Source organism: Streptomyces sp. NPDC048644, from assembly GCF_043199105.1.
Lineage (GTDB): Bacteria > Actinomycetota > Actinomycetes > Streptomycetales > Streptomycetaceae > Streptomyces.
Genome location: NZ_JBICVO010000003.1, coordinates 386,535 through 400,680 on the forward strand (window position 1 = coordinate 386,535; position 14,146 = coordinate 400,680).

At 73.1% G+C, this 14,146-nt stretch carries 2 protein-coding genes; both read left to right on the forward strand.

What is annotated here, in order from left to right:
* Positions 1-194: 194 nt before the first annotated feature.
* Entirely contained in the window at positions 195-11,426 is an 11,232-nt protein-coding gene (locus tag ACGFNI_RS08765; protein WP_393681904.1) for a hypothetical protein, read from the forward strand.
* Positions 11,423-14,095: a right-handed parallel beta-helix repeat-containing protein gene (locus ACGFNI_RS08770; RefSeq protein WP_393681906.1), complete on the forward strand. Its 2,673-nt coding sequence runs from the start codon at positions 11,423-11,425 to the stop codon at positions 14,093-14,095. The genes ACGFNI_RS08765 and ACGFNI_RS08770 overlap by 4 nt, the downstream gene beginning before the upstream one ends.
* Positions 14,096-14,146: the final 51 nt, after the last annotated feature.

The following is a 14,146-nucleotide window of genomic DNA, read 5'->3' on the forward strand; positions in this document are numbered from 1 at the left end:
ATTCTTGTCGATCTTTTTGAACCCCACTGCCCTGTGGCGCGTGTATTCCAGTACAGCCCGCTGTACCGACCCCGCACGCACCCACCACCGCACGATCCGGCCACGGCCTCTGTTCACCCCTCCCCCGCACATCACCCCCGCCCCACACACCCCTGCCGCGCCGCCCCGCGCCGGCAGTCGACCAAGGAAGGCCGGTGCCGGCGTTGCCTCGCGAAACGGACTGGAGCGCTCTGGGCCTCGACGCTGACCCCACCCCGGGTGACCCTGCCCGGATCCGGGAGGTCATCTCGGCCCAGGACGAACTGGTGCGGCTGGCCGACACCATCGACTCCGGGCTCACGGAGGTCAAGAACACCTCAGGCGGCGCCTTCGTCGGCAAGACCGGCGACGCGCTGCGCGAGGTCATCGACGGCCATCTGCGCAAGTTCGTCTCGTCGTTCCGCGAGGCACAGGAGGACGTGCAGGGCGCGCTGCGCACCTACAAGGCGGTCATGGAGGAGCAGCAGGGCCGCGCGGACACCGCGCTCCAGCAGGCCAAGGCGCTGGCCGATGACGACGACGAGGGACGCGAGTCGCTGAAGTCGACGGCCAAGGACGCCGGGGACACCCAGCGGAGCGCGTCGAAGACGGCGGCCAGCACGGTCCGGGCAGCCGGCCAGAAGATCGCCTCGCCGATCGACGCCTGCGACGAGATCATGAAGGCCCTCAGCTGGCTGGCCATCATCCTGATCATCCCCGCCATCATCTTCGGCGGCCCGATCGCGCTGTTCGCCATCGCCCTGAACGTCGCCATCTTCATCAAGACCGCGGTGGACTTCGCCAACGGCGACGCCAGCGCGCTCGATCTGCTGCTGTCCGGGCTCGGCATGATCGCCCCCAGCACCCGCGGCATCCAGCTCACCAAGGTCTTCCAGGGGCTGCGCGGCCTGGGCGCCAAGGGCATCACGGGCATCAAGACGGCGTTCGACTCGTTCAAGAACGTCTTCACCGGGCGCAACTTCCTCAACCTGTCGATCCGGCTGTTCTTCGGCACGGCGGACTTCGCGCGCGGCGCGGCGAGCTGGAGCCGCGGCCTCAACGGCCTCTTCACGCACACCCCGTTCTCGCACATCCCGGGATTCGGCGGCCGGATCTTCACCGGCGGGCTGAACGGGGGCATCCACATCGTCGCGCCGTTCAAGGCGCTCCCGATGATGCTCCCCCAGGGCCTGACCGGCCTGCACTTCGCGGGCGCCCTGGCGTACGGGGCGGTGAAGGGCATCGGCAACGGCGCCAAGTGGATCGGCTCGGGCCTGGCCGCGGCCGGCCGGGGGGTGTGGAACGGTCTTTCCGGGTTCAAGGCCCTGCGGCTGGTGCTGCCCGTGGACGCCGCCGAGGTCCAGGCCCTCGGCATCGGCAAGGCCCTGAAGATCGGCTTCATCGACCGTGGTGTGTTCGGCAAGTTCCGCTACGGCGCGCTCGACGCGAGCGGGCGGCTGCTGGGCGGCGCCGGGCCGATCCACCATCTCGCCGACATCGGCGGCGGCCCGCCCTCGGTGCACATCGACCCGATGAACGACCTGGCGATGGTGCGCTCCGGCGGTTTCGCCGGGCCCGGCACGTTCACGCCGTCGCTCTCGACGCACGGCACGATGACGCCGCCCGCGATGCACTTCGACGGCTCGATCTCGGGCCTCGGCTCCACCAACCTGTCCCTGAACGGTCTCGGCGGCGGGCTCCCCGGCGGGCTCGACCTGCCCGCGGTGCACATCGGCGGCCTGGACGGCGCCCTCGGCGGACTGCCGTCCCTCGGTCACCCCGGCGGGCTCGGCCAGTTGCCGACCATGGGCCCGGTCACGCACCTCTCGCCACCGGCCGGCCTGCACGGCTCGCTGACCGGATCGCTGCCGTCCGGCGTGTCCGCGCCCGTGGCACCTGGCGGTGTGACCGACCTCGGCACCCACGGCCTCGGCTCGGTGTCGGCCGGCCACTTCGGCGTCCCGAGCGGCCTCGGCGACCTGGGCAACATCGGTTCCGGCGCGCGGATCGCGGACGTGCCGGCGATGCGGATGGACGTCCCCGCGCCGACGGCCGCGGTCCCGCACGCACCGGCCGCGGGACTGGTCGACCTCGGTCACGTCGAGGCGCCCGCCCACGGCATCGGCACCCCCGGCTCGCTCGACCTGCACGCCGGGTCGCTCGCCCCGCCGCCCGCGGTGAGCCGCATCGACCTGCCGGCCACCGGCGGCCAGGCGTCCATCACACCGCCGGCCGTCGGCCGCATCGAAATGCCCACCACCGGGACGGTCGCATCCGACCTGACCGCACCCGGCCAACTGCACCTGCCCTCCCACGGTTCGGTGACACCGGGCCCGGTGCACGGCATCGGCACCGTCGACCTCGGCGCGGGCGCGGGCGCGGGCCGGGTCGTCGACGTGAACACGGGAGCCGGCCGGCAGTTCGGCGCCGGCCTGGACACCCACGGCATCACACCTCCGACCACGCAGGGCATCACCCCGCCCGCCACCGGCGGCCACGGCATCACACCGCCCGCCGCCACCGAAGGCATCACGCCCCCGGCCGTCGCCGCCCACGGCATCACGCCGCCCGCCGTCCAGCACGGCGTCACCCCGCCGCCCACCACCCACGGCATCGCACCGCCCGCCACCGGCGACCGGCTCGCGCCGCCGCCCGCCGTGGGCAGGACGGGCAGCCAGGTGGAGGTGCCAGGGGCCGGGACCACACCGCACGTCCCGCAGCCCGCGGCGGGCGGCACCGATCTGGCCGGGCTCGGCGAGCGGCCGGTGCCCACGCCTGCCCCCGCCCACCACACACTCGACGCGCCAACAGGCGCTCCCGGTCACCCCGTTGACACCCCTGCCGCCGGCGCAGGGGCCTCCGTCCTGGAACCGCCGAAGCTGCCGGACCTGCCCGGAACGGGTGCGCCCGGACACGGCACCCCCGCGCTCGACGGCGCGACGGCCCCTGCCGTGCCGCACGCCGTCGGCGGGGTGGAGGCACCGGTCGCCAGGGCCGTCGCCCCGCACGCACCCGCCCCGCACACTCCGCAACCGGGCGGCGCGGGCGGGCACGGCCCCGGTGTCGGCTCGGGCGGGGACATCAAGGGCAAGGCCCCGGTCCGCACCCTGGACACCTTCGCGCAGTGGCGCGAGGACGCGCTCGCCAAGGCCGACGTGTTCCGCAAGCCGGGCGACACCCCCACGGCGTTCGAGGCGCGCAGGGATGCCTGGACGCGGGTGCAGCAGGCCCGGATCGACCACCGCCTGGCGCAGGACCAGCTGGACCTGGCGGGCGCCCGCGTGGACGGCCCGTCCACCGGTCCTTCCGTCGGCGAGCAGGCCCTGAACGACTTCAAGGCCGCCGAGCAGAACCTGGCCGACGCCAAGGACGCCTTCCGCGCCCACGGCATGGACCCCGACGACATCGGCAAGAAGCTGGCGGCGCTGGACGACGCCTCGCTGAAGGCCCGCCCGAGGCTGCCAGGCGGCACCGGAGGCAGGCCCCCCGTCACCACGGAACTGCCGGGTCAGGGCGGTGTGCTGCTGACGGTGTCGAGGACCGATCCCCCGAAGGTCATGAACGCCGCCGACGCGAGCCTCTTCAAGGTCCACGGCACCCCGCAGGGCTCGAAGTTCACGGTGGAGAAGCTGGACGCGCCGGACGGCAACACGGTCCGCAGCTGGCACTACGTCCGGCTCGGCGGGCTGCGGCCGGCCGGCGAGGACTTCGTCCTCCAGGGCGGCCTCTTCGACGGCTCGCTGCTCAAGACGAGCAAGTCCACCGGCTCCCTGCTCGACTCGGCGGGCCACAGCTGGCCGGCCAGGATCGACGGCGACCACGTCATCGTCGCCTCGCCCGGAGGCCCGCAGCGCTACCACTGGTCCGGCGCCTTCGACGAGGCTCCCCCGGCTCCCGCCCCGCACACCGACCCGCCGCCGGCCGCCGCCGGACTCAGCGGAGAGGCCGCCGCGAACTGGGGCAAACACGTCGACCTGGCCCGCATCCACCTGGACCAGGCCGTCAAGAACAGCGAGATCGCCGCCACGATGCGGGACGTCATCGGGGGCGCCTTCACCTCCAAGCGCGGCTTCGGCGGATTCGTCGACCCGATGGCGCTGGAGCGGGGCGATCTGGTGGGCAAGACGCAGAAGTTCCACCAAGTCACCCAGGACCTGCTGTTCACGGGCCCCAACGAGCGGATCACCGTCTACCGCGGGGTCTCCATGGACCCGGCGAGCCAGCAGGCCGACGTCTTCGTCGAGCGGCTGCCGATCTCGACGTCCAACACCTTCGAGTTCCAGCCCGAGTGGGCGAAGAACGGCGTGCTGAGCAACCGCATCGTCTTCGAGATCGACGTGCCCGCCGAGCACGGCAAGCTGTCCATGTCCTACCCGCCGCACTACAAACCGGGCGCGGGCGAACCACCCATCATGAGCCCCGACCAGTGGGAGGTCACCCTCCCCCCGACCACCCTGGTCCGCACCGGCGAACCCCGTGTCGAGAACGGCCTGACGGTCGTTCCGGTCCGTGCCGAACAGATCACGCCCGACCGCTTCGCCTCGGTGATCGGCGAGAAGTGGCCAGGTCTGCCGTCGGGCACCGCCTTCAACGACTTCGGCCGGGCCTTCGCACCGGAGTCGCTGGGCCGCTGGGGCGGCGACTTCGAGAACGTCACCGCGCATGCCGCGTTCAGCGAGGACGGGCTGGTCCACACGACCACCGTCAACAAGCCGGGATACGCGGACGATCTCACCATCACCGTCACCCACCAGCCGGAGAAGAACACCGTCTCGGTCACCTTCACCGACGCGGGCGGCACCAAGCTGCTCGACAAGAGCTGGAGCGGCGACGGATTCCGCTACATCGCCGCCGACCTCCAGGGCAACGTCCTGCACAACGCGGAGGAGTTCGCGAACCTCCCCAAGCCGGCGAGCTGGAAGGGACAGCCCGACGCTCCCGCCCCCGGCGGCGGCCACGGATCCCGCCCCACCGGCGCCGAACTCGACGCCATCTGGGCCAGGGAATCCGACGCCAGGGCCGACGTGTTCCGCAACCCCGGCGACACCGACGACATCGTCGACGCCCGCATGAACGCCTGGAGCGACGTCCAGCGCGCACAGTCCGACCTCGACGCCGCCCAACTCCGGTTCGACACCGAAGGCGCCCGCATCGACGGCTCCTCCCGCGGACCCGCCGTCGGCGAACAGGCACGCACCGACCTCGACAACGCCGTAGCCGACCTCGACGACGCCAAAGACACCTTCCGCGCCCACGGCATGGACCCCGACAACATCGGCACCAAACTCGACGACCTCCTCACCACCTCACTCAAGGAACGACCCCGCCTCCTCGGCGGAGCCTCCGGCACCGGCCGCAGCCTCGGCCGCTTCGACAAGGAAATCCCGGACCTCAACGGCGCAATCGTCCACGCACCACGCGGCGAAGCCCCCCAGATCCTGGACGCCGCCGACACCAACCACCTCGTAGTCCACGGCGGACCCACCGACCGCCAATTCACCATCCACCAACTCGACGCCCCCAACGGCAACCCCGTCCGAACCTGGCACTACACCCGCGGCCTCGGACTCAACCTCACCGGACAGGACATCGTCCTGCACGGCGGCCCCTTCGACGGATCGACGATCGGCGCGCAGGCCAAACTCGGCCGGTACACCGCCGGTCCCCTCGACTCGGCGGGCCACAGCTGGCCCGTCAAGATCGACGGCGACAGCATCACCGTCGCCTCGCCCGGAGGCCCGCAGCGCTACCACTGGTCCGGCGCCTTCGACGAAGCTCCCCCGGCTCCCGCCCCGCACACCACACCGCCGCCCCCCGCCGCCGGACTCACCGGAAAGGCCGCCGAGAACTGGGGGTCGCTCATCGACGTGGCCCGCATCCATCTGGGCCACGCGGTCGCCGAGCCCGAGGTCGCCGCCCTGATGCGGGACGTCATCGGGGGCGCCTTCACCTCCAAGCGCGGCTTCGGCGGATTCGTCAACCCGAGTGCGCTGGAGGACGGCAAGCTCCTCGGGAAGGTCCAGGAGTTCCACCGCATCACCCAGGACCTCCACTTCGGGGGCCCCAACAAGCAGCTCACCGTCTACCGCGGGGTCTCCATGGACCCGGCGAGCCAGCAGGCCGACCGCTTCATCGAGCGGCTGCCGATCTCGACGTCCAACACCTTCGACTTCCAGCCCGAGTGGGCGAAGAACGGCGTGCTGAGCAACCGCGTCGTCTTCGAGATCGAGGTGCCGGCCGACCACGGCAAGCTGGCCATGGCCTACCCGCCGCACTACGAGATCAGCCCGCACGATCCGGTGCCGCGCAGCCCCGACCAGTGGGAGATCACGCTCTCCCCCACCACCCTGGTCCGCACCGGGCCCGCCAGGGTCGAGAGCGGCCTGACGGTCGTCCCGGTGCGTGCCGAGGCCATCTCGCCGGACGACTTCGCCGCCGTGCTGAAGGAGGAGTGGCCAGGACTGCCGTCGGGCACCGCCTTCAACGACTTCGGCCGGGCCTTCGAAGCGGATTCACTGGTCCGCTGGAACGGCTTCGACGACGTCACGGCGCACTCGGCGTTCAGCGAGGACGGGCTGGTCCACACGGTCACGGTCAACAAGCCCGGCTACGCCGACGACCTCACCATCACCGTCACCCACCAGCCCGACCGCAACACCGTCGGCCTGGCGTTCACCGACCCCGCCGGCACGAAACTGCTCGACAAGAGCTGGAGCGGCACCGGATTCACCCACATCGCCGCCGACCTGCGCGGCAACGTCCTGCACAACGCGGAGGAGTTCGCGAACCTCCCCAAGCCGGCGAGCTGGAAGGGACAGCCCGACGCACCTGCATCCGGCACCGGATCCCGCCCCACCGGCGCCGAACTCGACGCCATCTGGGCCAGGGAATCCGAAGCCAGGGCCGACGTGTTCCGCAACCCCGGCGACACCGACGACATCGTCGACGCCCGCATGAACGCCTGGAGCGACGTCCAGCGCGCACAGTCCGAACTCGACGCCGCCCAACTCCGGTTCGACACCGAAGGCGCCCGCATCGACGGCTCCTCCCGCGGACCCGCCGTCGGCGAACAGGCACGCACCGACCTCGACAACGCCGTAGCCGACCTCGACGACGCCAAAGACGCCTTCCGCGCCCACGGCATGGACCCCGACGACATCGGCGCCAAACTCGACGACCTCCTCACCACCTCACTCAAGGAACGACCCCGCCTCCTCGGCGGCGCATCGCACCACCGGCCCCGGCCGGCCGGCGGCCCCGCGTACGAGATGCAGCCGCTGGATCAGGCCGGTGTCCCCGCCACCCACCCGGCGCCTGAGCTGCCGCACCGGACCACGCCCGCACCTGCCCCCACCCCGCACGAGACGCCGCGCCCGCCGCAGGAGACCGCCCCCGCCGGCGGGCACTCCGGGAGGGGCCTGCGGCTGACCGGGCCGGACGGCATGACGCAGTTCCGGTTCGTGCACACGGCGCCCGACGGCACCTTCGGTGACGGGGCGCGGGTCGTCTCGACCGACGGTTCCCCGGTGCCGGACGCGTCCGTCTCCCCGTACGGCGACGGCTTCCGCGTCGAGACGGCCGGCGGGCACCAGGTCTTCGACGCCACCGGGCGTCACACGGCCGATGCCTTCCGGCTGGCCGACGGCCAGGAGACCGTCGGCTTCCTGCACTCGCCCCCGGCCGGCCACGGCGGCGCCCCCGCAGCCCCCACCGGCACCCTGCACGGCCCGGACGGGCACGTCGTCGCGGAGACCGAAGTGGCCGTGCACGGCGACGGGTTCCGCGTGACGGACAACGGCTCGGTGCGGGTCTTCGACAGCTCGGGCGCCCTCGACTTCCGGGCGCTGCGCCTCCAGGACGCGCCGGGCGCCGCCGGCCGGTCCCTGCGGGTGTACGAGCACGGCGCGCTGGACGTCCTGGACTCCGGTCTCCAGCGGGTCGACGGCCTCAAGACCGCCACCCGGCCCGGCGGCGGCTTCCGGGTCGAGGACGCCGACGGCGGCTTCCGGCTCTTCGACGAGCACGGCGCGGTGACCCACGGCGTCACCGTCGACGGCACCACCTTCCATGTGTCCGCGGGCGACGGCAGTCACCTGTACGACGCCGTGCAGCTCTCCGACGCGGTGGGCACCCGCTTCCTGCCGGACAACTCCGCGCAGTTGCTGGACGCGAACCTGTCGGGGACCGGCACCGTCGTCACCCGGCAGGCCGACGGCGGCTTCCGCGTCGACGGCTCCGGGCCGCTGCACCAGGGCGAGTTCACCACCTACCGGGCCGACGGCAGCCTGCACTCGATGCGGATCAACGTCATCGAGAACGGCGCGGTGAAGCAGGGGCACGCCTTCGATGTGGACTTCCCCGCCGCGGCGGCCGACGACGCCGGGGCGGCCGACGACGCCGGGGCGACCTGGCGTCGGATCACCCCGCCGCGCGGCGACGCGACGGCCGGCACGTCCGGTGCCACCACCCCCTGGTTCGACTCCGGCACCGTCGGCGACAAGGGCCTGGGCAACGGCCGGATCCAGCTGCTGAGCCACAGCGGCGCCGAGGTCTTCGAGCGCAGGCCGCTGCCGGGCGGCGGCTTCCTCGACGCCCAACGCCCCACCGGCAAGGCCACGTTCGGGCGCTTCACGCACCAGCGCACCGACTGGAACGAGGTGCTGCCCGACGGCACCGCGGGCCGCCACGGCAGCCGGCACTTCGGCGAGAGCGGCCGGAGCTGGTTCGACACGGCCGACGGTGTCCGGGTGCGGCACTGGCGGGAGAACCCCGACGGCGGCCATGTGCTGGCCGATCTGGACCGCAGCCCGCTCGCCCAGGGCCTCGGCGGGGACGCCACCACCTGGCACCGCTACGACGCCGACTACCAGCACCTGGCGCAGGGTTCCCGCAGCTGGAGCCCCGGCCGCGGCTGGACCGACACCATGACCAACCCCCGTACCGGCGCGAGCGACCTGGTCCACGAGAAGTTCGGCCGCTTCCACCTGCCCGACGACAACCGCCGCTACGTCCAGTTCGAGATGGACGCCGACGGGACGCTCAAGCGGGACTGGGTGTCGCACTCCGCGCACGGCAAGGAGAACGGCTCGGGCAAGGTCATCGAGGACGGCGGATTCCTGGAGACGCACCGCGTCACCGAGCAGCGACCGCCCGTCTGGACCCGGCGACTGCTGTCCACCGTCGACGGGCACACCTTCGACCACACCGCTTGGCTGAAGTCCGACAGCGGCTTCCAGCTGCACACCTGGAAGCACACCCCGGCCGGCGGCACCACGCCGACCAGCAGCGGACTGCGGCTCGTCGGACGGGACTCCTCGACCCTGGACATCGCCATGGACGGCAGCGTCGTCCGCGGCACCCGCCCGCTGTCCAACGGCGCGACGCTGACCGTGGGCGATGTGCCGCTGCCCACGAACGTACGGGCGCAGGACGGCTATCTGCCCTGGTCGGAAGGGGAGGACGGGCTCCAGGGGCACCGCACATTCCACTCCGGTGACTTCCGGGAATCCCCCGCGGGCACCGGGCACGGTGAGCTGCGCTGGCAGGACCGGCACACCGTCGACCCGCCCGGCGGCGACTGGTACACGCCGCGCCCTGCGGGCACCGGCGGCGGGCAGGAATGGCACGTCATCCGGGAGGGGTTCGCGGACGGCACGGTCGTCGAGTACCGCAACCCGCCGCGCCCTGCCGTGGCCGCGGACGACGCCGGTGCGGCGCTCGGCCGGGCCGACATCAGGACCGGCGGCGACTGGACCCGCTTCGACCACCAGGGCGCGATCGTCGGCCGCAAGGACAGCTGGCCGAGCGGCGCCGACGGCACCCTCGACAGGACCGTCACCGCGACGGGGCCCGCCGGTTCGGCGAAGGTCACCTGGGTGGACGACGTCACCGGGGATGAGGGCGTCCGCGTGCAGTCGGCGGGCGGCGGCACCGGGCGCTACTGGGACGCGGCGTCCTACCAGGACTTCGACGCCGCGGGCCAACTGGTGCGCGACCACCGCCTGTTGGGCGACGGTACGCACGTGGACGCCTGGCGGGTGGCGGGCGAGGACGGCGCGCCGCCCACCTGGCACTGGAACAAGGTCGACAAGGACGGCCACGTCATGGAGTTCGGCGGCGGGCCCGGCGAGCGGGTGCGCACCTGGACCGACGCGGCGGGCAACCGCCTCGACGACTGGCGGGCGGGGGCGCGCTGGAGCGACCACGTCGGCGGCGCCGACGGCCGGGTGGTCCAGGAGATCCCCGCCGTCCCGAGGTCGGGTTCCGCCTTCCAGGACCTGCTCGGCGACACCCCGGTACGGGTGCGCGAGTACCAGGAGACGCCCACCGGGACGCACACCTCAGGTGAGTGGAAGGAGTTCGAGGCCGGCGGCGCCGTCCGCACCAGGACGCGCCTTGAGGACGGCACGTTCCTGGAGTCCGACGAGTGGAACAAGCAGTGGCGGCGCTTCGGCGGCTCCGACGGGCACACACTGCTCTCCGAGCGGACCATGTCCGGGTACGTGTGGGAGCGCGACAGCTTCGGCAGGATGACGCTGGCCGGCCGGGAGAACGACTTCCGCGGCTGGTTCACGGAGTTCCGCGGCAACAGCCGGATGCTGCGCGAGCCGAACCGTTCCCAGTGGTCGGGGCACGCGGCGGGCGAGTCGCTGTACACGCCGTTCGTGCAGAAGGCCGGCACCCAGATGCTGGTGGAGTTCGCCCAGGAGTTCACCCTGGACTTCGTCGTCGGCCTGATCGTCAACGCCATCGCGGCGGAGATCTCCGGCCGCGACTTCACCTGGACCGACGTCGCCAAGGCCGCGTTCGGCGCCGCCATCGGCTCCACCGTCAAGATCGGGGTGACCGGGATGCACGACATGGCGGGCCGTGGCGGCGCCCTCAAGACCGGTGCGGGCAACGTCGATTCGGGCCGTCCCTTCGCCCGGCCGCCGCAGAGCGACGACACCTGGTCGTCGGAGTGGGCGGGCAACGAGAAGGTCACCCGCTGGCGGGCCGGCACGTACGATTTCAGTGTGGGCATCACCTCGGGTCTGGTCTCCGGCTTCATCGTCGGGGCCGCGGGATCCGCCATCTTCGGCGTGTACGACGCCAACGGCAACGTCGTCCACCTCTCCGGCACGGACGCGCTCACCGAGGGCGGCATCGGCATGGCGTCGGGGCTGGTGGGCGGCATCAGCATGGGCGCGGCGAAGACCGTGCTCCAGCACGGTATGGCGGGCCGGTTCTACCACCGGCAGGGCTTCGCCGACATCTTCCTGGTGGGCGGCGTCAGCAAGTTCGCCGACAAGATGCTCGGCGGCCTGATCATCACGCCCACGCTGCGCGCCGACGACCCGCCGGACTGGCAGCACCCGGACCCCGCGCCCACCGAGGACCCGCACCACCCGCAGGAGAGCACAGGATGACGAACCCCGCCGTGTACCGCGTCGCCGCCCGGGGGCGGGGGACCTACCGGACGATCTCCGACGCGGTCGCCGCCGTCCCCGCGGGCGCGGCCGTCACCGTCGCACCGGGCGAGTACCCGGAGAACGTACGCCTGGAGCGCCGGGTGGTGCTGGTGCCCGAGCAGGGTCCTGGGACCGTCGTCATCCGGCCGTCGCAGGGGCCCGCGCTGAGCGTCGCGGCGCCCGACTGCGCGGTGCGGCAACTGACGCTGCACGGCGCCGATCCCGCCCAGGCGCTGGTGCGTGTCGAGGACGCGGCGGGCCTGGTCCTGGAGGACTGCGCGCTGACCCACGGCCGGGTCGAGGTGCTGGGCCGGCCGGACGGCGCGGACCAGGACGCGGGCGGCGACGCCCCGGACGCGGACGCCGGGGCGCTCGACGCGCTGCGCGGCGACCTCGCCGCCGATCTGGTGGAGGACCTGCGGGATCCCACCACCGGCGGCGTGCTGGTGTGGCGGCGTACCCGGCTGCACGGTGCGCGGCACGCGGCGCTGCACGTCAGCGGCGACGCCAGGGCCCGCATCGAGGACGGCACGATCGACGCCGTCGACGGCATCGGCGTGGTGCTGTCAGGGACCGCCCGGGTGGTGGCCGACGGGCTGCGGATCACCGCGAGTTCGGGGTCGGCGCTGCGGTCCCGCGGCGCCTCCCGGCTGGCGGTGCGCGACGCGCGGCTGATCAGGCCGGGACGCAACGGGCTGCTGGCCCAGGACCGCTCCCAGGTCGTCCTGGACGACTGCCGGATCGAGGGCGCGGCGGCCACCGGCGTGCAGGCCGAGCACGAGGCGCGCGTCGATCTCACCGGGTGCCGGGTGGTGGCGGCCGGCGGCAGCGCGCTGGCGTCGGGCGGCGCGGCCCGGCTGACCGCGCACGACTGCCGCGTCGTGTCGCCCGCGGCCAACGGCGCGCTGGCGCTGGGCGACAGCGCGCTGCGGATGGCCGACTGCTCGGTGTCGGGTTCCGGGTTCAGCGCCCTGCACCTCGGCGAGCGGGCGCACGGCACCTTCACCGGTTGCCGGGTGTCGGGCACCGACGAGCACGCGCTGGCCGTGGTGGACGAGGCCCGCGCGCACGCCGCCGACACCACACTGGGCGGCGCCGCGATGTGCGGTGTCCAGGTGGCGATGGGCGGCGCGGCGGTGCTCAAGGGGTGCCGTGTGGACGGCGGTGACAGTGGCGTGCGCCTGCTGTCGGCCGAGGAGTCGGAGCTGTCCGAGACCACCGTCACCGGGCAGCGCAGGACCGGCGTCGAGCTGGGCCCCGGCGCCCGCGCCCGGCTGACCGGCACCCGCATCGCGGACGTGGGCAGCGCCGGGGTGACGGTCGCCACCGGCGCCCGGCTGCGGATGGACGGCGGCGGCGTGTTCCGGGCGGGCGGCACCGCGCTGGTCCTGTGGAAGGACACCGACTGCCAGGTCAGCGGCGTACGGATCGACACCACGGGCAAGAACGGCATCCTCGTCGGCGAGGACGCGGGCGGCACCTTCGAGTACTGCGATGTCCGTGGCAGCACCTTCCCCGCCCTGCACATCGGCGAGCGGGCCGATCCGCTCTTCCGCGGCTGCCGGATCTTCGACTGCGCGCAGGACGTGGGCACCGCGGAGGGAGCGGCGGCGGTCTTCGAGGACTGTGCGGCCCACCGTGTGGAGACGGCGGTGCTGCCGTCCGTGGCCGGCCCCGGAGCCGGGGCGCCCGGCAGGCCCGGTGCCGCCGGCGCCCCGGTGGCCGCGCCGGGCGGCGGGGACGGCGAAGGCGGCGAGGCGTCCGACGAGGCGGAGCTGGCCGATGAGGGCGCCCCCGAGGAGGAGCCCGAGACGCTGGACGACCTGCTGACCGAGCTGGGTGAACTGGTCGGCCTGGAACGGGTCAAGAGCGATGTCGGCGGCATGGTCAAGCTGATGCAGACGGTCCGCAGGCGGCGCGAGGCCGGGCTGCCCGCGCCGCCGCTGAGCCGCCATCTGGTGTTCGCGGGCAATCCCGGCACCGGCAAGACCACCGTCGCCCGGCTGTACGGCAGGCTCCTCAAGGCGCTCGGGCTGCTGGCCGTCGGGCATCTGGTGGAGGTGGACCGCAGCGCCCTGGTCGGCGAGTACGTCGGGCACACCGGTCCGAAGACCATCGAGGCGTTCAACCGGGCCCGCGGCGGCGTGCTGTTCATCGACGAGGCGTACTCGCTGGCGCCCGCGGTGGCAGGCAACGACTTCGGCACCGAGGCCATCGCGACGCTGGTCAAGCTGATGGAGGACCAGCGCGACGAGGTGGTGGTCATCGCGGCCGGCTACCCGGACGACATGGACCGTTTCATCGGCTCCAACCCCGGCCTGTCCTCCCGCTTCTCGCGCACGCTGCTGTTCGAGGACTACACGTCCGACGAGCTGGTGCACATCGTGGAGCACCACGCCGAGCGCCATGCCTACCGGCTCAGCGAGGACGCCAGGCGGGCGCTGTCCGGGCACTTCGCCTCGATTCCGCGCAATGTCAGGTTCGGCAACGGCCGTACCGCGCGCCAGGTGTTCCAGGAGATGACCGAACGCCAGGCGATGCGGGTGTCCGAACTGACCTCGCCGGACGCCGACGCCCTGATGCGGCTGTCCGAACACGATATGCCGGACCGGGCCCCCGCCCCCTGACCCGCGGTCGCCACCCCGGCCGCCCCGATCCGTTCACCACTTCCCTGCCCG

Bases quoted from the DNA above. Each gene is read 5' to 3' on its own strand.
- ACGFNI_RS08770 (WP_393681906.1), top strand. From the start codon at position 11,423: ATGACGAACCCCGCCGTGTACCGCGTCGCCGCCCGGGGGCGGGGGACC.